The 21,160-nt window shown below is 46.3% G+C and carries 12 protein-coding genes and 1 tRNA gene; 10 read left to right on the top strand and 3 right to left on the bottom strand.

Annotation, left to right across the window (positions count from 1 at the left end; genetic code table 11):
* The first annotated feature begins 5 nt into the window (after positions 1–5).
* The 3 genes from HMPREF9446_RS13150 (at position 6) to HMPREF9446_RS13140 (ending at position 7,354) form a co-directional block, all read left to right on the top strand.
* The gene (locus HMPREF9446_RS13150) at positions 6–2,090 is read left to right on the top strand and encodes a M3 family metallopeptidase (protein WP_009126179.1); all 2,085 of its coding nucleotides are present in this window, start codon (positions 6–8) and stop codon (positions 2,088–2,090) included.
* Between the two features lie 83 nt (positions 2,091–2,173).
* The gene (secDF, locus tag HMPREF9446_RS13145; protein WP_009126178.1) at positions 2,174–5,179 is read left to right on the top strand and encodes a protein translocase subunit SecDF; all 3,006 of its coding nucleotides are present in this window, start codon (positions 2,174–2,176) and stop codon (positions 5,177–5,179) included.
* A 213-nt stretch (positions 5,180–5,392) separates the two neighbouring features.
* The gene (locus HMPREF9446_RS13140) at positions 5,393–7,354 is read left to right on the top strand and encodes a family 20 glycosylhydrolase (RefSeq protein WP_009126177.1); all 1,962 of its coding nucleotides are present in this window, start codon (positions 5,393–5,395) and stop codon (positions 7,352–7,354) included.
* Between the two features lie 5 nt (positions 7,355–7,359).
* On the opposite strand, the gene HMPREF9446_RS13135 is transcribed toward HMPREF9446_RS13140, so the two are convergent.
* Positions 7,360–7,431: transfer RNA gene (locus HMPREF9446_RS13135), tRNA-Arg, on the bottom strand.
* Between the two features lie 209 nt (positions 7,432–7,640).
* Here HMPREF9446_RS13135 and HMPREF9446_RS13130 point away from each other — a divergent pair.
* The 4 genes from HMPREF9446_RS13130 to HMPREF9446_RS13115 all read left to right on the top strand — a co-directional run bounded on the left by HMPREF9446_RS13130 (position 7,641) and on the right by HMPREF9446_RS13115 (position 15,944).
* Positions 7,641–9,488 (top strand): 2-oxoacid:acceptor oxidoreductase subunit alpha, encoded by a 1,848-nt coding sequence (locus HMPREF9446_RS13130; RefSeq protein WP_009126176.1) that lies wholly within the window; start codon positions 7,641–7,643, stop codon positions 9,486–9,488.
* A 24-nt stretch (positions 9,489–9,512) separates the two neighbouring features.
* Complete coding sequence (locus tag HMPREF9446_RS13125) at positions 9,513–10,517, top strand: 2-oxoacid:ferredoxin oxidoreductase subunit beta (protein WP_009126175.1); 1,005 nt, start codon at positions 9,513–9,515, stop codon at positions 10,515–10,517.
* Positions 10,518–10,855: 338 nt separating this feature from the next.
* Positions 10,856–14,236, top strand: coding sequence for a SusC/RagA family TonB-linked outer membrane protein (locus HMPREF9446_RS13120; protein WP_009126174.1), 3,381 nt, complete (start codon positions 10,856–10,858; stop codon positions 14,234–14,236).
* 25 nt (positions 14,237–14,261) lie between these two features.
* On the top strand, positions 14,262–15,944 hold the full coding sequence (locus HMPREF9446_RS13115; RefSeq protein ID WP_087943579.1) for a SusD/RagB family nutrient-binding outer membrane lipoprotein: 1,683 nt from the start codon (positions 14,262–14,264) through the stop codon (positions 15,942–15,944).
* A gap of 108 nt (positions 15,945–16,052) precedes the next feature.
* Here the strand turns inward: HMPREF9446_RS13115 and upp are convergent, their stop codons facing one another.
* The gene (upp, locus tag HMPREF9446_RS13110) at positions 16,053–16,712 is read right to left on the bottom strand and encodes a uracil phosphoribosyltransferase (protein WP_009126171.1); all 660 of its coding nucleotides are present in this window, start codon (positions 16,710–16,712) and stop codon (positions 16,053–16,055) included.
* Positions 16,713–17,041: 329 nt separating this feature from the next.
* On the opposite strand from upp, the gene pckA reads away from it, so the two are divergent.
* Both pckA and HMPREF9446_RS13100 read left to right on the top strand, forming a co-directional pair.
* Positions 17,042–18,649, top strand: a complete 1,608-nt coding sequence (gene pckA, locus HMPREF9446_RS13105) for a phosphoenolpyruvate carboxykinase (ATP) (RefSeq protein WP_009126169.1) — start codon at positions 17,042–17,044, stop codon at positions 18,647–18,649.
* 96 nt (positions 18,650–18,745) lie between these two features.
* Positions 18,746–19,393, top strand: a complete 648-nt coding sequence (locus tag HMPREF9446_RS13100; protein WP_009126168.1) for a nitroreductase family protein — start codon at positions 18,746–18,748, stop codon at positions 19,391–19,393.
* Positions 19,394–19,449: 56 nt separating this feature from the next.
* Here the strand turns inward: HMPREF9446_RS13100 and HMPREF9446_RS13095 are convergent, their stop codons facing one another.
* The gene (locus HMPREF9446_RS13095) at positions 19,450–20,043 is read right to left on the bottom strand and encodes an RNA polymerase sigma factor (RefSeq protein WP_009126167.1); all 594 of its coding nucleotides are present in this window, start codon (positions 20,041–20,043) and stop codon (positions 19,450–19,452) included.
* A gap of 252 nt (positions 20,044–20,295) precedes the next feature.
* Here HMPREF9446_RS13095 and HMPREF9446_RS13090 point away from each other — a divergent pair, with 252 nt between their 5' ends.
* A complete protein-coding gene (locus HMPREF9446_RS13090; RefSeq protein WP_172634254.1) occupies positions 20,296–21,156 on the top strand; it encodes a FecR family protein in 861 nt (286 codons plus the stop codon).
* Positions 21,157–21,160: the final 4 nt, after the last annotated feature.

Raw genomic sequence — 21,160 nt, 5'->3', positions numbered from 1 at the left:
ATACCATGTTCAAGAAAAGTATTTTAATCTTAGCTGCAAGTTGTATGATGTACTCCTGTACCACTCAGACGGAAAACAATCCGTTCTTCACCGAGTTCCAAACCCCGAATGGCGTGCCTCCTTTTGATCAAATCAAACTGGAGCACTACGAGCCTGCCTTTCTGAAAGGTATTGAAGAACAGAATGCCAAAATTCAATCCATTGTCGATAATGATGAAGCACCGACTTTCGAGAATGTGATTGTTGCCCTGGACAACAGTTCGCCCATGCTGGACCGTGTAGGCGGTGTGTTCCATAACATGACAGAAGCTGAAACGACCGATGAACTGACAGAACTTTCAATCCGGATTGCCCCGGTATTGTCGGAACACGAAGACAACATCTATCTCAACCAAGGCCTGTTCAAGAAAGTAAACGCAGTCTATCAGCAGAAAGAGTCCCTCGGGCTGAACTCCGAACAACAAAGACTACTGGAGAAGAAGTACAAGGAATTTGTACGTTCCGGTGCCAACCTCCCTGCCGACAAGCAAGCCCGCCTGCGTGAAATCAACAAGCAACTCTCCACACTCAGCATCACGTTCACCAACAACACCCTGAACGAGAACAATGCCTTCAAACTCTTTATCGACAAACAGGAGGACCTTGCCGGCCTGCCCGAATGGTTCTGCCAAAGTGCAGCCGAAGAAGCCAAAGCTGACGGACAAGAAGGCAAATGGCTGTTTACCCTGCACAACGCCAGCCGCCTCCCCTTCCTGCAATATTCCGCCAACCGCCCGTTGCGCGAAAAGATGTACAAAGCCTATATCAACCGCGGCAACAACAACGACAAGAATGACAACAAGAAAATCTTGTCCGACATCATCAGCCTACGCCTTGAAAAAGCCCGGCTGATGGGATTTGACTGCTATGCCAACTTCGTGCTGGATACCAAGATGGCAAAAAACTCCACCAACGTCATGGATTTTCTGAACAACCTTTGGGGATATGCCCTGCCTAAAGCCAAAACAGAGGCAGCCGAACTCCAGAAATTGATGGACAAAGAAGGCAAAGGTGAAAAGCTGGAAGCGTGGGACTGGTGGTATTACACCGAGAAGCTACGTAAAGAAAAGTTCAATCTTGAAGAAGAAGACATCAAACCTTACTTCAAGCTTGAGAATGTACGTGAAGGTGCATTTGCCGTTGCAAACAAACTGTATGGAATCACACTGACCAAACTGGAAGGTATCCCCGTTTACCATCCGGATGTAGAAGTATTTGAAGTAAAAGCCAACGACGGTTCGCAAGTCGGTATCTTCTACGTGGACTATTTCCCCCGTTCCGGCAAGAGTGGCGGCGCATGGATGAGCAACTACCGCGAGCAGCAAGCCGGCGTACGTCCCTTGGTATGCAACGTATGCAGTTTCACCAAACCTGTAGGAGACACTCCCTCATTGCTGACCATCGACGAAGTGGAAACTCTGTTCCACGAATTCGGACACGCCCTGCACGGCCTGTTGACCCAATGCCAATACAAAGGGACTTCGGGCACAAACGTGGTGCGCGACTTTGTAGAACTTCCCTCCCAAATCAACGAGCATTGGGCTACCGAGCCTGAAGTGCTGAAAATGTATGCCAAGCACTATCAGACAGGCGAAGTCATTCCCGACAGCTTGATTGAAAAGATCCTGAAACAAAAAACATTCAACCAGGGATTCATGACCACCGAACTGCTGGCAGCCGCCATCCTCGACATGAATCTGCACACCCTGACCGACACCCGTGGAATAGACGTGGTGGCATACGAGAAAGAAGCGATGGACCGACTCGGATTAATTCCCCAAATAGCCCCCCGCTATCGCACTACCTATTTCAACCACATCATTGGAGGATATGAAGCAGGTTATTATAGCTACCTTTGGGCAAACGTCCTGGACAATGACGCTTTTGAGGCATTCAAGGAACACGGGATTTTCGACAAACAGACCGCCGACCTTTTCCGTCAAAATGTACTGGAAAAAGGAGACAGCGAAGACCCGATGACACTCTATAAAAACTTTAGAGGTGCTGAACCTCAATTAGACCCGATGTTAAAAAATCGTGGTATGAAGTAAGTATTGTGAAAAAAAAGCTATATTTGCAGCCTTGTATGCAATAGAAATTAATTAAAAAAGTAATCATAATAAACTAAAGTAACATGCAAAACAAAGGATTTGTAAGGATTTTTGCGATATTACTCACACTGGTGTGTGTGTTCTATCTGTCCTTCTCTTTTGTGACTCGCCACTATACGCATAAGGCAAAAGAGTTCGCAAAAGGTGATGAGAAAGTAGAGCAAGACTACCTGGATTCTCTGGCAAACGAGAAGGTGTATTTCGGCAACTGGACGCTGAAACAATGTCGTGAAATGGAAATCAGTTTAGGTTTGGACTTGAAGGGCGGTATGAACGTCATCCTTGAAGTCTCCGTACCCGATGTTATCAAGGCATTGGCAGACAACAAACCTGACGAAGCATTCAACCAAGCACTGGCAAACGCGGCAAAACAGGCCACAACAAGCCAGGACGACGTCATTACCCTGTTTGTCAAAGAGTATCACAAACTTGCTCCGGGTGCCAGTCTTTCCGAGCTGTTCGCAACCCAGCAATTAAAAGACAAAGTAAACCAGAAATCTTCCGATGCAGCAGTTGAAAAAGTATTGCGCGAGGAAGTAAAGGCTGCAGTAGATAACTCTTTCAACGTACTCCGTACCCGTATCGACCGTTTCGGTGTGGTTCAGCCCAACATCCAGAGCCTGGAAGACAAAATGGGCCGCATCATGGTGGAACTACCCGGTATCAAGGAGCCTGAGCGTGTAAGAAAATTACTGCAAGGTTCTGCCAACCTGGAATTCTGGGAAACATACAATGCAAAAGAAGTTGCTCCGTATCTGCAATCTGCCGATGCCAAGCTACGGGCCATTTTATCCAATGAAACTCCGGCCGACAGTACTGCTACGGACAATGCGGCTACCGAAACTCCGGCCGTAGCGCAGGCTACCAACACGGCCGATAGCCTTGCTGCTGCCTTAAAAGGTGAAAACAAAGCACAGACAGCTGACCTTGCACAGATTAAAAAGGAACATCCTTTACTGGCCATGTTGCAGGTGAACCCCAACGGACAAGGTCCGGTGGTTGCCTACGCAAACTACAAAGACACAGCTGAAATCAACAGATACCTCTCCATGCCTGAAGTCAAGGCTGAAATGCCGAAGGATTTGAGTTTGAAATGGGGTGTTTCTCCGTTCGAATACGATCCGAAAGCACAGACTTTCGAACTTTACGCCATCAAGTCAACTGAACGTAACGGTAAGGCTCCGCTGGAAGGTGACGTAGTGGTAGATGCAAAAGACGAGTATGACCACTTCGGCAAGCCTGCCGTAAGCATGTCCATGAATACGGATGGCGCACGCCGCTGGGCCCAGCTTACCAAGCAGAACATTAACAAGAGCATCGCCATCGTGCTGGACGGTTATGTATATTCCGCACCGAACGTGAATCAGGAAATCACCGGCGGTAACTCACAGATTACCGGCCACTTCACTCCTGAACAGGCAAAAGACTTGGCGAATGTGCTGAAATCCGGTAAGATGCCCGCTCCTGCACACATTGTACAGGAAGACATCGTAGGTCCGTCTCTGGGACAAGCTTCCATCAACGCCGGTATCATGTCGTTCGTTGTGGCGCTGATCCTGCTGATGGTTTACATGTGCTCCATGTACGGTTTCATTCCGGGTATGGTTGCCAACGGTGCACTGGTATTGAACCTGTTCTTTACATTGGGAATCCTTTCATCCTTCCAGGCTGCGCTGACCATGTCCGGTATCGCCGGTATGGTATTGGCACTCGGTATGGCAGTGGATGCCAACGTATTGATTTACGAACGTACAAAAGAAGAGTTACGTGCAGGCAAGGGAGTGAAGAAAGCATTGGCAGACGGTTATTCAAACGCCTTCTCCGCAATCTTTGACTCTAACTTGACATCTATCATCACCGGTATCATCCTGTTCAACTTCGGTACAGGTCCTATCCGTGGTTTTGCCACTACATTGATTATCGGTATCTTGATCTCGTTCTTTACAGCCGTATTCATGACACGCCTGTTCTACGAACACTTCATGAGCAAAGACAAACTGCTGAACCTGACATTCTCTTCCAAGATTTCCAAAAATCTGATGGCGAACGTACACTTCGACTTCATGGGCAGAAACAAGGTATGGATGACTGCCACAGGCATCATCATTGTTGTTTGCCTTGGCTTCCTCATGACACGTGGTTTGAGCCAGAGCATCGACTTCACCGGCGGACGTAACTTCAAGGTACAGTTTGAAAATCAGGTAGAACCGGAGCAAGTACGCGAGTTAATCTCCAGTAAGTTCGGTGATGCCAACGTAAGTGTCATCGCTATCGGTACAGACGGCAAGACCGTACGTATCAGCACCAATTACCGCATCGAGGAAGAAGGCAACAATATTGATTCCGAAATCGAAGCATACTTGTACGAAACCCTGAAGCCGCTGCTGACTCAGAACATCACTCTGGAAACTTTCATTGACCGCGAAAACCATACAGGCGGTAGTATCATCAGTTCCCAGAAAGTGGGTCCGAGCATCGCAGACGACATTAAGGTATCTGCGATCTGGTCTGTTGTACTTGCGCTAATCGCCATCGGTATCTATATCTTGATCCGTTTCCGCAACATCGCCTACAGTATCGGTTCCGTAGCCGCATTGGCTTGCGATACCATCGTCATCCTGGGTGCCTACTCTATCTGCTGGGGCTGGATGCCGTTCTCTCTGGAAATTGACCAGACGTTCATCGGCGCCATCCTGACAGCTATCGGTTACTCTATCAATGACAAGGTGGTAATCTTCGACCGTGTGCGCGAGTTCTTCGGCCTCTATCCGAAACGCAACAAGTTCCAGTTGTTCAATGACTCATTGAACACGACTTTAGCACGTACCATCAATACTTCACTGAGTACATTGATCGTACTGCTGTGTATCTTCATCCTCGGTGGTGACTCCATCCGCAGCTTTGCATTCGCAATGATCCTGGGTGTAGTATGCGGTACATTGTCTTCACTGTTCGTTGCATCTCCCATCGCTTACATGTTAATGAAGAACAAGAAGGACGTTGAGCCTGCCGTTGAAGTAGCCAAATAAAATTCTGACTACAGCATTACTATATAGAGAAAGAGGAACTCCAGGCAATTGGAGTTCCTCTCTTTTTTTTGCAAAAACAAATTCTTATCTTTATTAAAAAGCGAAGACAGGCTGCAGTTTTAGGTAAATTCCTCACGTTTGTAACAAGAAACGAGCTTCTTCCTGTCTCACTTAATCGGAATTTTGCACTATCTTTGCAAAAAAACAACATTTATGAAACCTGTTAACCAACTCTTCGCGGCTTGCCTCTTATTATTGCTGGTCTGCACCAACCTAAGCGCAGCCGTAAATCCCAAACCATTTGTAATTCCTGAGTTAAAAGAGTGGAAAGGAGCCGAAGGTGCATTCGTCCCCACCGCAAAAACAAGAATCGTCTGTACATCCGGTCATCCCGAACTGCTACGCATAGCCAAGCTCTTTGCCGAAGACTATGAAACGATGTTTGCCTGCAAACCCGAAGTCATCCAGGGCAAGGCCACTGCCGGCGACTTTGTACTGGCATTGCGTACCGACAAAAAACTGGGTAAAGAAGGATACAGCATCAAAGTAACCGATCGTGTACTGCTCAACGCACCGGAACCTGCCGGTATTTACTGGGGTACACGCACCTTGCTCCAGATAGCCGAACAGTCTGCCGACCGCCGACTGCCCAAGGGTAGCATGCGCGACTATCCCGATTATGCGGTACGCGGCTTTATGATAGACTGCGGGCGCAAGTTCATCCCCCTGCACTTCCTGCAAGATTACGTCAAAATTATGGCATACTATAAAATGAATACTCTCCAGATTCATTTGAACGACAACGGATTCAAACAATACTTCCAACACGACTGGTCGAAGACCTACGCCGCATTCCGGCTGGAATCGGACACTTATCCCGGCCTGGCAGCCGAGGACGGCCATTATACCAAAGCCGAATTCATCGACCTGCAGAAGTTGGCGGAAAACCGTTTCGTCGAAATCATTCCGGAAATTGACGCACCCGCCCATACACTGGCATTTACCCACTATAAGCCGGAAATAGGCAGCCGCGAGTATGGAATGGATCATCTCGACCTGTTCAAGCCCGAGACGTATGCCTTCATGGACGGGCTCTTCAAAGAATACCTGGAAGGAGACGAACCCGTGTTCCGCGGCAAGAAGGTACATATAGGTACCGATGAGTATTCCAACAAAAAGAAGGATGTGGTCGAAAAGTTCCGCGCCTTTACCGACCATTACATCCGCTACGTGGAAAGTTTCGGCAAACAAGCATGTGTATGGGGAGCACTGACACATGCCAACGGGGATACTCCGGTGAAATCGGAAAATGTAATCATGAGCGCTTGGTACAATGGATACGCACAGCCCAAGGAAATGGTGAAACAAGGTTACAAGCTCATCAGTATTCCTGACGGAATGGTATATATCGTGCCTGCCGCCGGATATTATTATGACTATCTGAACACCGAATATCTATATGGAAAGTGGACTCCCGCCCACATAGGCAAGGAAGTGTTCGAAGAACAGGATCCTTCCATACTGGGAGGTATGTTTGCCGTGTGGAATGACCATGTGGGAAACGGTATTTCCACCAAAGACATTCACCACCGCGTGTTCCCTGCCCTGCAGACACTTGCCGTCAAGACCTGGACCGGTGCAAATACCACTTTGCCCTATACCGAGTTTGACCGGAAACGCCAACTGATAAGCGAAGCGCCGGGAGTGAACCAAATGGGAAGAATCGGAAACAAGCCGGGATTGGTTTACGAGCAGTCCACCGTGATTCCCGGAAGTAAAGCGCCTTACAGGGAAATAGGTTACGACTATCTGGTTACTTTCGACATCGACGGAGCTCCCGAAGTTCCGAATACTGTCCTGTTCAGTTCACCGGACGCAGTGTTTTACCTCTCCGACCCTATCAGCGGTATGTTGGGATTCGCACGCGACGGTTATCTGAACACATTCAGCCACCGCATCCACAAGGGTGAACGCATGAACATAGGCATCAGCGGAGACAGCAAGACTACCCGTCTGTTGATAAATGGCAAAGTGGTGGAGGAAATGAATATAGAAAAACGTTTCTTCAACGGAGGAAAAGACTCCATGAACTATGTACGTACACTGGTTTTCCCATTGCAGCAAGCAGGACAGTTCAAGAGCAAGGTGACAAACCTGAAAGTTTATAAGAAATAAGAATGTAGTCTCGCCGGGAATCGAACCCGGATCTAAAGTTTAGGAAACTTCTATTCTATCCGTTGAACTACAAGACCTTAAATACCGAGACTGGCGTTTTTGTAGAACATTTGTAGAATTTCTGCACGTTCTCCAAATTCGCACATGTCCAGTTGCGGGTGCAAAGATAATGTATTCTGCCGATTTTCCGAAAAAAGTTTTGTTAATCCGATTAACTTTGCGAAATTTGTCGGCAAGTGTACAACACAGTAACCCCCAAAAATTAATCTATAGAAATTCATAAGTTATGGCAAACGACATGATGGTCAAAGAACTGGAGCAAGTGGTAGTCCGCTTCTCCGGAGACTCCGGCGACGGTATGCAACTCGCCGGCAACATCTTTTCAACAGTTTCGGCTACCGTGGGCAATGACATCAGTACATTCCCCGACTATCCGGCAGATATCCGCGCCCCGCAAGGCTCACTTACCGGCGTTTCCGGCTTCCAGGTACATATCGGAGCGAACAAAGTTTACACTCCGGGTGACAAATGCGACGTATTGGTGGCGATGAATGCGGCTGCGTTGAAAACACAGTACAAGTTTGCCAAATCCACCGCCTGCATCATCATTGATACGGACGCTTTTCAGAAAGCAGACTTGGAAAAAGCAGCCTTCAAGACCGACAATCCTATTGAAGAAATGGGAATCAAGCAGGACGTGATTGCAGCCCCCATCTCACAGATGGTAAAAGATTGCCTTGCCGACACAGAAATGGACAACAAGTCCATGATGAAATGCCGCAATATGTTCGCGGTAGGTCTGGTTTGCTGGCTGTTCAACCGCGACTTGAAAATCGCCGAAGACTTTATCCGTGAGAAATTTGCCAAGAAACCCGCCATCGCTGAAGCAAATATCAAGGTTATCCATGCCGGATATGACTACGGACACAACACTCATGCCTCTGTAGCCCATACTTATAAGATTGAAAGCAAAAGCTCCGTCCCCGGAAGATACATGGATATCACGGGTAACAAGGCAACCGCCTACGGTTTTATCGCCGCCGCTGAAAAAGCCGGCTTGAAACTGTTCCTCGGATCCTACCCCATCACTCCGGCTACCGATGTGTTGCACGAACTTGCCAAACATAAATCACTGGGTGTAATGACCGTACAATGCGAAGACGAGATTTCCGGCTGCGCTACGGCTGTCGGTGCTTCTTTCGCAGGCGCACTGGCCGTTACCTCCACTTCCGGTCCCGGCGTCTGCCTGAAATCAGAAGCCATGAACCTGGCAGTCATCACGGAACTCCCGTTAGTGGTTCTCAACGTTCAGCGTGGCGGTCCCTCCACCGGTCTTCCTACAAAATCGGAACAAACCGACCTGTTGCAAGCCCTCTTCGGCCGTAACGGTGAGAGTCCGATGCCGGTCATCGCCGCAACTTCTCCCACCAACTGCTTTGACGCGGCTTTCAATGCCTGCAAGATAGCTTTGGAACACATGACCCCCGTAGTATTGCTGACCGACGCTTTCGTCGCCAATGGTTCCGGCGCGTGGAAACTGCCTGACCTAAATGAATATCCCGCTATCCAACCTCCATACGTCACTCCGGAGATGAAGGATAACTATACCCCGTACAAGCGCAATCCAAAGACTGGAGCACGCTATTGGGCCATTCCGGGACAGGAAGGTTACACCCACATCTTGGGGGGTCTGGAAAAAGACAGTAACACGGGAGCCATTTCTACCGATCCCGAGAACCACAACCTGATGTGCCACCTACGTGCCGAAAAGGTTGCTAAAATAGAGGTCCCCGATGTGGAAGTACAAGGATGCGCAGAGGATGCAGACCTGTTGGTGGTAGGCTTCGGAGGTACTTACGGGCACTTGTATTCTGCCGTAGAAGAGATGAACAAGTCCGGGAAGAAAGTGGCCCTTGCACATTTCTCCTACATCAATCCGCTGCCCAAGAATACGGAAGCTGTTCTGAAGAAATACAAGAAAGTAGTGGTTGCCGAACAAAACCTCGGACAATTCGCCGGATATCTACGCATGCAAATAGACAACTTCGCACCCTATCAATTCAATGAAGTCAAGGGACAACCGTTCGTCGTAGCCGAACTGGTTGACGCCTTCACCGAGATTCTAAACAAGTAATAACCCCGTAAAGAAAGAAACATCATGAGCGAATATACAGCAAAAGATTTCAAAAAAGGGCAACCTCGCTGGTGTCCGGGTTGCGGTGACCACTTCTTCTTGGCTTCACTGCATAAAGCCATGGCCGAAATCGGCATCGCACCCAGCGAAACAGCCGTCATTTCCGGCATCGGTTGCTCCAGTCGTCTGCCTTATTACATGAACACGTATGCCATGCAGACCATCCACGGACGTGCTGCCGCCATTGCCACCGGATGTAAGGTAGCCAATCCCGGACTGAGTGTCTGGCAAGTGTCCGGCGACGGTGACGGTATGGCTATCGGCGGTAACCACTTTATCCATGCCATACGCCGTAACATTGATATCAACATCCTGTTGCTCAACAACCGTATCTATGGCTTGACCAAAGGACAATATTCCCCGACGTCTCCCCGTGGCTTCGTCAGCAAATCCTCACCTTACGGCACGGTGGAGGATCCGTTCCGCCCTGCGGAACTTTGTTTCGGCGCACGCGGACGTTTCTTTGCGCGTTGTGTGGCTACGGATGCCGCAGGCACAGTAGAAGTACTGAAAGCCGCTGCCAGCCACAAAGGCGCTGCCGTCTGCGAAATCCTGCAACATTGTGTCATCTTCAACGATAACGCCTACGACAACGTTTACAAGAAAGAAGGCCGTGCCAAGAATTCCATCTACCTGCAACACGGCAAACCGATGCTTTTTGGCGAGAACAACGAATATGGACTGATGCAGGAAGGATTCGGGTTGAAAGTAGTGAAGTTGGGTGAGAATGGTATCACTGAAAAAGACATTCTCGTACATGATGCCCATTGCATGGACAACACCCTGCAACTGAAACTCGCCTTGATGGAAGGTCCCGACTTTCCGGTTGCCCTCGGTGTAATCCGTGACGTGGACGCCCCGACCTACAACGATGCTGTCCATGCGCAGATTGAAGAAATATCAGAAAAGAAGAAGTATCACAACTTCGAAGAGTTGCTGATGACGAATGATATTTGGGAAGTAAAGTAACCCCACATATAATAGAAGCATTATTTCAATTCCTCCCTTTTTCATCGCTCCGCCGTTTCCGCCCTCGGAACGGCATGCGATGAGAAAGGGATTTTTCATTCTGCACTTATTTCACGTAATAAGACCTGTGGATTGTAGAACATGCAGTGTGGAAATTATCCACAACTTTCCACATTGTAAATACTCCGCATTATACGCTTCCACTAAAAATTAAACAACTGACTATCAAATATTTTATCTTCAAAAAATAGATATTTTCCCTTCTGGCACAATACTTGCCCAAATACCAGGTTGAAAACAATAGATATAAATAAGACAAATCAATCATTTTGGGTAGTATGGATTTCACAGTAAACAACCAATGCGGTATGCCACACATTGCGTCGCATTTCCACAAAAATCTGATCATCTTAAGCTGGGTATTGGCTTTCCTATTTACCGGAACAGTCCTTGCACAAGAGACAAAAACAATCAAAGGCATAGTTAAAGATGCCGCCGGAGAACCACTTATCGGAGCCAGTGTCGTACAAAAAGATACCAATAACGGTGTCCTCACCGACATGGACGGTAACTTCACATTGACCGTTCCTGCAGATGCCACACTTTCCATTGCCTACATGGGGTACACCACCCGAGAAATAAATCTGGCAAAGCGTAAAAAACAAGGAGATCTGAGAATAACACTCAGCGAAGATGCCCAACAGTTGAAAGAAGTAGTTGTAACGGCAATGGGTATCAAGAAAGATACCAAACGAGTCGGCTATGCAGTCAGCACCATCAATGCAGACGAGCTGGTGAAAGCCGGAGCACCGAACTTTGCCTCTGCCATGTATGGTAAGGCACCGGGCGTACGCATCACACAGACTCAAGGAGGTTCAGCCGGAGCCGTATCCATCAATGTACGCGGACTGACCTCCATCACGGGAAACAACCAACCTCTTATTATCTTGGACGGTGTACCCATCCGTAACGGGGGTACAGGCAAGAGTACCGATTTTGCCGAATTCGGTAATGACGGACAGATACGTTCCAACGGTCTGGTAGACATCAATCCAGAAGATATCGAAACCATCAGTATTCTGAAAGGAGCATCCGCAACTGCACTCTATGGCTCGGAAGCGGCAAACGGTGCGGTAGTCATTACCAGTAAACGTGCCAAAAGCGGTAAACTAACCGTAGATTTCACCGCACAAGTAATGGCCAACCTTCCTGCCTATTTGCCGAAAGTACAGACCCTCTATGGACCAGGAACCTATAATACTGCCTATAGTGACTATGAAAAAGCAACCGGCGGCTTCTACCAACGAACCATGAACGGGCAAAATTATAAGAGCCTGCGTTCCACTACCCAGTCCTTCGGTCCAAAATATGACGGAAGTGATGTACTCTACTGGGACGGTACAGTACGAGCCTATCTACCTCTGACCGACAACCCTTGGAAAGAACTATTCCGTACAGGTTGGAACCAGACCTACACCCTTGCCATCTCACAGGGAACAGAGAACAGCAGCAACCGTTTTTCCTATACCTTCATGGATGAAATTCCCAATGCACTGACAGGAAGCTTCACCAAACATAACTTCAAGTTGACAGGATCTTATAAATTGGCAAAACCTCTGAATCTGGAATATTCGATCAATTATATCGTACAGAATGTAAAAGACCGCCCACAAACATCACTGAATCTATACAGTGGCTTCGGTAACATGTTCTCTACTTTCTTGGATATACCTTATCTGAAACAAACCTATGTTACCAGCCTAGGTTATCGTAATACCTTTATAGGCGGTAATGCCACACTGACTCCTGAAGAATCATGGGCCTATGACCCCAGTTATGTAAGCGGCGTCAATAATATGTTGTGGAATATGTTCCATCACCATAGTGATGAAACGGAAAATCGGCTTATCGGCATGATCCGCCCTACCTGGCAAATAACCAACTGGCTAAGCCTGCGTGCCCAACTCTCTACAGATATCACCGATGTAAAACAGACATTGGAATATGAAAGTGAACAACCGAATTCTCTTTATGACCCCAGCGGCAGTTTCCAAGCTATCAACCGTCGCTATGACATCGTTTACGGAGATGTAATGCTGAATTTTAATTACAACATCAACCGTTTCGATATTGCCGCTACCGTAGGGTGGACAGGACGCTATGAGAACATGAACAATATCAGGGTATCCACCAACGGCGGTCTTGTAACCGAGAACTGGTTTGACCTTAATGCCAGCCGCTATACAGCCAGCAGTACCTTACAACGTATGGAACTGTTGAAAACCGGTTATATGGGGACACTGAGCCTGGGATGGGATAACTATCTCTTCCTCGAACTGACCGGACGCCAGGAACGTTCATCCACCTTGAAAGACCAGAGTTTTTTCTACCCTTCCGCCAATCTCAGTTTCCTCTTCTCGGAAGCTTTCCGTATGCCTGCCTGGTGGAACTACGGAAAACTGCGTCTCTCGTACGGTATTGTAGGCAATGCTCCGGAGACCTATGCCGCCAACATCGTTTATGAGCAAGGATCGGACAACGACTTTACCTGGAATTATGTCCCCTCTTCGCTAGGAAATGCCAACATACGCCCGGAAAAGAAATATGAGTATGAAATAGGTCTGGAAAGTAAATTCTTCAATAACCGGTTGGGTATTGACGTCTCTTACTACAACAACCGCGTAAAAGACCAAATTCTTTCTACTCCTCAACCATCTTCCTCGGGAGTAAAGAATATGCTGATGAATGTGGGTGAAGTAGCCAACCAAGGATGGGATATCTCCCTCAGTGCCACCCCTATATTAACCAGAGATTTCCGTTGGGACTTAACCGCCAACTACGGCATCTACAAGAACAAGGTGGTGAAACTGGCAGACGGTGTCCCTTATCTGGAAATATTGAACTCGGGAGGCAGTGGTGTAAAAATACAAGCCGTAGAGGGGCAACCAATGGGTGACATCTACGCACAGGTTCCTCAAGTAAACGAGAACGGAGAATTCCTTGTATCGGACAATGGCCTTTACCTGAATCAAACAGAGCTGCAGAAAGTAGGTAACATCAACCCTGCAGGTGTAGGCGGTTTGTTCAATTCTTTCTCTTATAAAAATATATTCCTGGATTTCAGTATTGATTTCCGCATTGGCGGTGATGTTATCAATGAAATGAACCAGTATGCCACAGCCGTAGGTCTTACTCCTGAATCACTAAAATACCGCGACACGGAACACGGAGGACTATCTTACTATTACCCGGGCGGCAACAATGCCAGTGGCATACCGGTAAAAGTAGATCCCTCTACAACAGCCGGTCCCAATGGAGAGGTTATCTATCATGACGGCGTCATATTGCCGGGTGTAGTAGCCTCCACAGGAGAACAGAATACACGTATCATTCCTGCCGGCTACTATTATAACAGTACCTATAATTGGGGTACAGAAGCAGAACAACTAACCTACCGCCACTCGGTGTTCGACAATTCATACGTTAAATTGCGTGAACTCACCATCGGTTACCAATTCCCGGAAAAGATGATTTCAAAATTCGGACTGACTCGTCTAAGCGTATCTGCTTTTGGCCGCAACCTATTCTATTTTTATAAAGCACTGAAAAATTATGATGCTGAATCATCAACGGGCACATCCTGGTCGAGTCAGGCAATGGTAGGAGGCTCTACCACAGCCACACGCAGCTTCGGTGTTTCCATACGTGCCAGTTTTTAATGAACTAATTTGAATGATTACTCACATGAATATGAAAAAGATAACATCTCTGATTGCCATAGGCGCACTGCTGTTCACCGCCTCCGGCTGTAGCGAATATGATTTCGACAGCAAATATGAAGACCCGTCCAAGGTAACTCAAGTCACTATCAGCAACCTAATGGCAGGAGTATTCCAGAAAGTGAAGGACTATGACGTTTACGAGTACGGTCGCTTCTTCGGCTTCGACTCACAGTTTGTGGGCAAGTATGCCCAGACCTTTGGTTATTCTAAAACCACTGATATGTACAGCCCCGGTTATACGCCCGCCATAGACGGACAATGGGACAACCTGTATTCCGCACTTGCGCAATTCCGTAAGTTAGAGTCATTATACCAGGCAGAAAGTACTGCGGAGCAGGAACAAGACGAGGCTTTCCTGATTGCGGCAAAAGTACAATTATATGATTTCTTTGCCGCTACAGTGGACATTTTTGGAGATATGCCCTTCTCCGAAGCCTGCACCCTGCCCTTGACCAATGACGTCAGCAAGTCATATACACGCTATGACAAAGCAGAAGATATTTATAGAACTATCCTTAATGAACTGAAAGAAATCGCTCCGCGTTTCCGTTCCATCCCCACACCAAAGAACTTCAATACGCAAGATTTCATCAACGGTGGAGACATGGACAAATGGGAACGCTATGCAAACTCCCTGAGACTGCGCCTTGCCATGCGCGTAGCTACACAGGGGGCTTTGCAAGAAGAAGGCCGTACCGCTATCAAGGAGATACTGGAAAATCCTTCCACCTATCCATTGATAGACGAGCAGGCCAACAATGTCTTCATTACCAACCAAAAGTCCGGACAACTGAACTTCACCGCAGGAAGTGGATTGGGTGACTGGGTAACGAACCGTCTTGCATCCGGAGCCATCATTAACCGTATGTTGAGTCACGGCAACTACGATATGACCAGCAGCGACCCGCTGACAGGCGTTTATGTAAAAGGAGAAGATGACCCACGCATCCTACTGAATTTCAATCCAATAAAGATTACCAACCAAAGCACTGGACAACTGGACGAGCACCGTTACCTGGGTACAGACCTTACTGTAAAAGATGAACTTACGGAATATTACAAATCCCAAGCACAGGACGAAGTGAACCAAAGTAACATTGGCTTTTCTCAAATCACGCAGAATGGATTCTTCTGGCAAAACGACAAATTCGACATGTTGATTATGGCCTCTCCTGAAATTCATTTCCTAAAAGCGGAAGCCTACCAGATGGGGTATGGCATAGCTAAAAATGAAGCCAAGGCAAAAGAAGAGTTCAACAAGGCGGTTACACAGTCCATCAACCTCTATTACTATTATGATTCTATCGGTACAGGTGAAAACTGCCACCGCTATGACGCCCCTACCCCCGAAGAAATTTCCGCTTTTGCCGATGCCAAATGGAACAGTACAGACTATGTGGACAAATTAGACGCCATCATTACCCAAAAGTGGCTACATTTCGGATTTCTTGTAAGCCGCGAAGCATGGAGCGATATCCGACGTACCGGCTATCCCTCCGGACTCGTGTTCCCGGAAGTGGCCGGAACCATTTCCAACGTGCCCAACCGTTGGAGGTATCCCACCACAGAGGTCAACTATAATCCTTACTATAAGGATGTAATGGCAGAAGACACCTATTACAATAAACTATTTTGGGCCAAATAACCGATTCACTCAATAATCTTCATGAACCATTGCCCGGGAATATGCAGAATAGCGTAAACCCGGGCAATATTTCTTAAAGGGTACACACAAATTGATACTATGCGCAGCCTAAATCTTATCACCGAACGCCAGATCCCCTGCATCACCCAAACCGGGAACTATGTAAGAGTGCTCATTCATCTCCGGATCAATGGCAGCACACCACAAAGTCACGTCATCACCGGGGAATAACTTGGCCAGATGCTCCACTCCCTGCCGGCTGGCAATAACACAGGCAATCTGCAACCTGGCAGGTGTGCCTTTGGTAAGGAATGCTTTCCAGGCAAGCTCCATGCTTTCACCCGTAGCGAGCATCGGATCTACCAACAGTAATGTTTTTTTCGACAAATCCGGAGTAGCAATGTATTCAATATGTACATCCACCGTACGGCACTCTTTGTCTTTATAATAGCGATAAGCGGAAACAAAAGCGTTGCCTGCACGATCAAACATGTTCAGAAAACCCGTATGCAACGGCAATCCGGCACGAAAAACAGTGGCAATCACCACCACATCATCAGGAGTACTGACCGGCGCCACTCCCAAAGGGGTCTGCACCTGCTTGACGGAATAACTTAGTTCCTTGCTCATTTCATACGCCATTATCTCTCCGATGCGTTCAATGTTCCTGCGAAAACGCATACGGTCTCCCTGCACCGCCACGTCACGAATTTCCGCCACATATTGGTTCAGGACAGAGTCTGTCTCGGCAAAGTTGATAATCTTCATTGTCCTAATTATCGGGTTAATTATATTTTTAATTGTTCCTTTTCAATAAAATGCAGCTGCAAAGTAAACGATTTTCACCCAATTTGCAACATTCAGTTAGCAGATATTGTTATGGTTTTATAAAAGATTTCCTATTAGAGAAAAATTTCTCTAATAGGGCTTTTCTTTAAAAAGAAAGTATTACTTTTGTAGGCGAAAAATAAGGGGGTTACTGCAAGAACAGGTGAAAAGCAGAATTTCAGACACCTATTTCCCCTTGATTCTTAAGGTAAAAAGAGATTAGAAAAGAGATTATAAACCAAATACCAATTTAAAAATCTTAAAAAGAAATGGCAAATTTAGATTTAAGCAAGTACGGTATCAAAGACGTGAAGGAAATTATCCACAACCCGTCTTACGATGTATTGTTCGCTGAAGAGACCAAACCGGGCCTGGAAGGCTTCGAAAAAGGTCAGGTAACTGAACTGGGTGCTGTAAACGTAATGACCGGTATCTATACCGGACGTTCTCCTAAAGATAAATTCTTCGTAATGAATGAAGCCAGCAAGGATTCTGTATGGTGGACTTCTGAAGAATACAAAAACGACAACAAACCTTGCTCTGAAGAAGCTTGGGCTGACTTGAAGGCTAAAGCAGTGAAAGAATTGAGCGGCAAGCGTCTGTTCGTTGTCGATACTTTCTGTGGCGCTAACGCTGCTACTCGCATGAAAGTTCGTTTCATCATGGAAGTGGCATGGCAGGCACACTTCGTAACTAACATGTTCATCCGCCCGACTGCTGAAGAACTTGCTAACTACGGAGAGCCCGATTTCGTATCATTCAACGCTTCCAAGGCAAAAGTTGACAACTACAAAGAACTGGGTCTGAACTCTGAAACTGCTACCGTATTCAACTTGAAGACCAACGAACAAGTTATCCTGAACACTTGGTACGGCGGTGAAATGAAGAAGGGTATGTTCTCTATCATGAACTACAAGAACCCGTTGCGTGGCATCGCTTCTATGCACTGCTCTGCCAACACTAACATGGAAGGCACTGACTCTGCAATCTTCTTCGGTCTGTCCGGTACAGGTAAGACTACCTTGTCAACTGACCCGAAACGTCTGCTGATCGGTGACGACGAACACGGATGGGATGACGAAGGTGTATTCAACTACGAAGGTGGTTGCTACGCTAAGGTTATCAACTTGGACAAAGAAAGCGAACCCGATATCTACGCTGCCATCAAACGTGACGCTCTGTTGGAGAACGTAACAGTTGACGCTGAAGGTAAGATTGATTTCGCTGACAAGAGCGTAACTGAAAACACTCGTGTTTCTTATCCTATCTACCACATCAACAACATCGTTAAGCCGGTTTCTAAGGGTCCTCACGCTCATCAGGTAATCTTCCTGTCAGCTGACGCCTTCGGTGTATTGCCTCCGGTATCTATCTTGAATCCTGAACAGGCTCAATACTACTTCTTGTCTGGCTTTACTGCTAAATTGGCAGGTACAGAACGTGGTATCACTGAACCGACTCCGACATTCTCTGCTTGCTTCGGTGCTGCTTTCTTGAGCTTGCATCCTACTAAATATGCAGAAGAGTTGGTTAAGAAAATGAATAAGGTTGGTGCTAAGGCATACTTGGTTAACACCGGTTGGAACGGTAGCGGCAAACGTATCTCTATTAAAGATACCCGTGGCATCATCGATGCTATCCTCGACGGTTCTATCGACAAGGCTCCGACAAAAGTTATTCCTTTCTTCGACTTCGTTGTTCCGACAGAATTGCCTAACGTAGATCCGAAGATCCTTGATCCGCGCGACACTTACGAATGTGCTTGTCAATGGGAAGAAAAAGCTAAGGATTTGGCAGGCCGTTTCATCAAGAACTTCGCTAAGTTCACCGGAAACGAAGCTGGTAAATCTTTGGTTGCAGCTGGTCCGAAACTCTAATAAGCCAGTTTACATATTTTTAAGGCGGTTCCCGATGACGGGAGCCGCTTTTTTTTGTTAGATTTGCAGAAAACAATCTAATATATATTACAGAGTATGAAGAATTTAAAGTTTATGCTATTAGGTGCGAGCCTGTTGTTATGTTTCGGATGTAGCACACAAGTGCAGAAAAAAAGTGAAAGCACAAGTATGGAGGTCAACAAGGAAAATACCGTGATAGAAACCATCATGTCACGCCGCAGTGTCCGCAAGTACAAACCACAAGCCGTAAACCGCGATACCATGCAGATTATACTGGATTGCGGCATCAACGCCCCCAACGGACAGAACAAACAATCCTGGGAAGTACGGGTGGTAGATAATCCGGATTTTATAAATGGAATTACCGAAATCTATAAAAAGGAGAACCCGGCCGTTACCGGAGATCCTAACTTCAAGAATATGTTCCGTAATGCTTCTACTGTAGTATTTATAGCCAATGACCCTTCGTATGACCTGTCGCAGATTGATTGCGGCTTATTGGGTGAGAATATGATTCTTTCAGCTTGGTCGATGGGAATAGGCTCCTGCTGCCTGGGAGGCCCCACACGTTTTATGACCTCTACTCCGGCTGCCGCCGAATACCTCAAGAGACTGGCACTTCCCGAAGGTTACCAACTATTGTATTGCATCGCTTTCGGTTATCCCGATGAAACACCGGTAGCCAAACCAAGAATCAAGGAAAAAGTGCGGTTCATCGAATAACGAATATATCCAGATCCTCTCCCCGCACCAAAGAAGCTTCCGGAAAGGCGCACCGGTTAACACGCCAAAAAGATCGTAAACAACTGGAGGTTTTCTTTCAAAAATTTCAGCACCTTATAAATATGCTGCTCTACCGTCTTCTCGCTAATGTCAAGGCGAAATGCTATTTCCTTATGGCTTAGATGGTGCTGACGGCTTAACACGAAAACTTCTTTCTGACGTGCGGGGAGAGAATCCACCAACTGATTGATATAATCATTCAACTGCGATGCCATTATTTCTTCTTCCACATCACAGTTGGCCTGTTCCATAGAATCACTGAAAGCCGACAATACAGACATTTTATAAAAAGATTCATTGAAACTCTTCTTCGAGAGATTAAAAACGATATTACGGGTTATTATGAATAAAAAGCCCCTGAAATTTTCTTTCTCCTTAATTAAAGTCCGGGCTTCCCATACCTTTACAAATACTTGCTGAACAATCTCTTTACAATCTTCTACCGATGAAACGTATAAACGACTAAAGTTATACACTTGGTTCCAATAGGCATTATACAATTGTGTAAAAGCTTCATGCTCACCCTCTTTTAACCGTTCCAACACTTTTTCTTCTTCCATATCCAAAAGGGTAGAATTAATTATAATCATGAAACATATTTTTGCAAATATAGCTTATTTTTACAGAATACCCACTTCAACCTCCTAAAAAGCTATATAGGCAGAAAAGTTTTTTAAAAAAAAAGGGAAAACAGATAAGGGATAACTCAACATGGATTGTATTTATATATGTAACCCCATTAAAACAAGATAAGAATGACCGCTTATATATATCTTATAAAGAAAATGCTCAAAGGAAAGTTGAATGCTTCAGAAAGGATTCAGCTCTCAGAAACCCCCTCCATGAAAAAATTACTGTCTGAACAATGGAATGAGGAGTCCGAACAGCACATACAGGACAAAATCGATTCAGAAGAGATATGGGACAAGATTGCCGATTCTTGTTGGCAGACAAAAGATGACTCCGACAAAAGCAAGTTCAAGAAGCTCCACTTCAACATGAGATATTCCATCGCTGCTGCCGTTGCCGTCTTATTAGTAGGAGTATGGATAGCCCAGATAATAAACAACTCTTATTTGACGGTCACCGCTCCTGCCCATGAAAAAATGGTCTGTATGCTACCGGACAGTTCTACTATTTGGCTGAATGCAGGCAGTAAAATCAGCTATCCCAAAAGATTTTTGAATAACCGTACAGTAGAACTGGACGGCGAGGCTTACTTCAGTGTGGTAAAAAAGGCGAACTCCCCCTTCAAAGTGCACTTTCAGGAGGCTTGTATCGAAGTGAAAGGTACCGAGTTCAATGTTCAGCTAAACCCAACGAAAGCACTGATTACACTGTTCACAGGAAAAATTGTTTTCAATTCTGAAGAACAAACACACCCAATCGAAATGAAACCTACAGAACAACTTACATACGACAGAATATCGCACAATATAAATCTAAGCAAGATAGACCCTGAAGAATATGACTGGCGAACGGATGAATATCATTTCGAAAAGAAGCCTTTCGGAGAACTGCTGCAATTTATCAATCGAATTTACAAGGTGAATATCGTAGTAAAAGACAGCAAGATAGGAGAAGAACTTTTTTCCGGAAAAATACGGAAAACCGAAAGTTTACATGATGTCCTGAATAAAATATGTATCAGCTTCGATTTACAACAAAAAACAGAAGACAATAATCTTATTGTCCTGCATTAAGTTA

Origin of the sequence: Bacteroides fluxus YIT 12057 (assembly GCF_000195635.1) — a bacterium.
Lineage (GTDB): Bacteria > Bacteroidota > Bacteroidia > Bacteroidales > Bacteroidaceae > Bacteroides > Bacteroides fluxus.
Note: the sequence above shows the minus strand (reverse complement) of the source record. Positions and strands in the feature narration are given on the sequence as shown.

Excerpts from the sequence above, each read along its gene's own strand:
- HMPREF9446_RS13150 (WP_009126179.1), top strand. The coding sequence starts at position 6 with ATGTTCAAGAAAAGTATTTTAATCTTAGCTGCAAGTTGTATGATGTAC.
- HMPREF9446_RS13100 (WP_009126168.1), top strand. The coding sequence starts at position 18,746 with ATGAAGAATTTAAAGTTTATGCTATTAGGTGCGAGCCTGTTGTTATGT.
- secDF (WP_009126178.1), top strand. The coding sequence starts at position 2,174 with ATGCAAAACAAAGGATTTGTAAGGATTTTTGCGATATTACTCACACTG.
- HMPREF9446_RS13130 (WP_009126176.1), top strand. The coding sequence starts at position 7,641 with ATGGCAAACGACATGATGGTCAAAGAACTGGAGCAAGTGGTAGTCCGC.
- pckA (WP_009126169.1), top strand. The coding sequence starts at position 17,042 with ATGGCAAATTTAGATTTAAGCAAGTACGGTATCAAAGACGTGAAGGAA.
- HMPREF9446_RS13140 (WP_009126177.1), top strand. The coding sequence starts at position 5,393 with ATGAAACCTGTTAACCAACTCTTCGCGGCTTGCCTCTTATTATTGCTG.
- HMPREF9446_RS13115 (WP_087943579.1), top strand. The coding sequence starts at position 14,262 with ATGAATATGAAAAAGATAACATCTCTGATTGCCATAGGCGCACTGCTG.
- HMPREF9446_RS13090 (WP_172634254.1), top strand. The coding sequence starts at position 20,296 with ATGAAAAAATTACTGTCTGAACAATGGAATGAGGAGTCCGAACAGCAC.
- HMPREF9446_RS13125 (WP_009126175.1), top strand. The coding sequence starts at position 9,513 with ATGAGCGAATATACAGCAAAAGATTTCAAAAAAGGGCAACCTCGCTGG.
- HMPREF9446_RS13095 (WP_009126167.1), bottom strand. The coding sequence starts at position 20,043 with ATGATTATAATTAATTCTACCCTTTTGGATATGGAAGAAGAAAAAGTG.
- upp (WP_009126171.1), bottom strand. The coding sequence starts at position 16,712 with ATGAAGATTATCAACTTTGCCGAGACAGACTCTGTCCTGAACCAATAT.
- HMPREF9446_RS13120 (WP_009126174.1), top strand. The coding sequence starts at position 10,856 with ATGGATTTCACAGTAAACAACCAATGCGGTATGCCACACATTGCGTCG.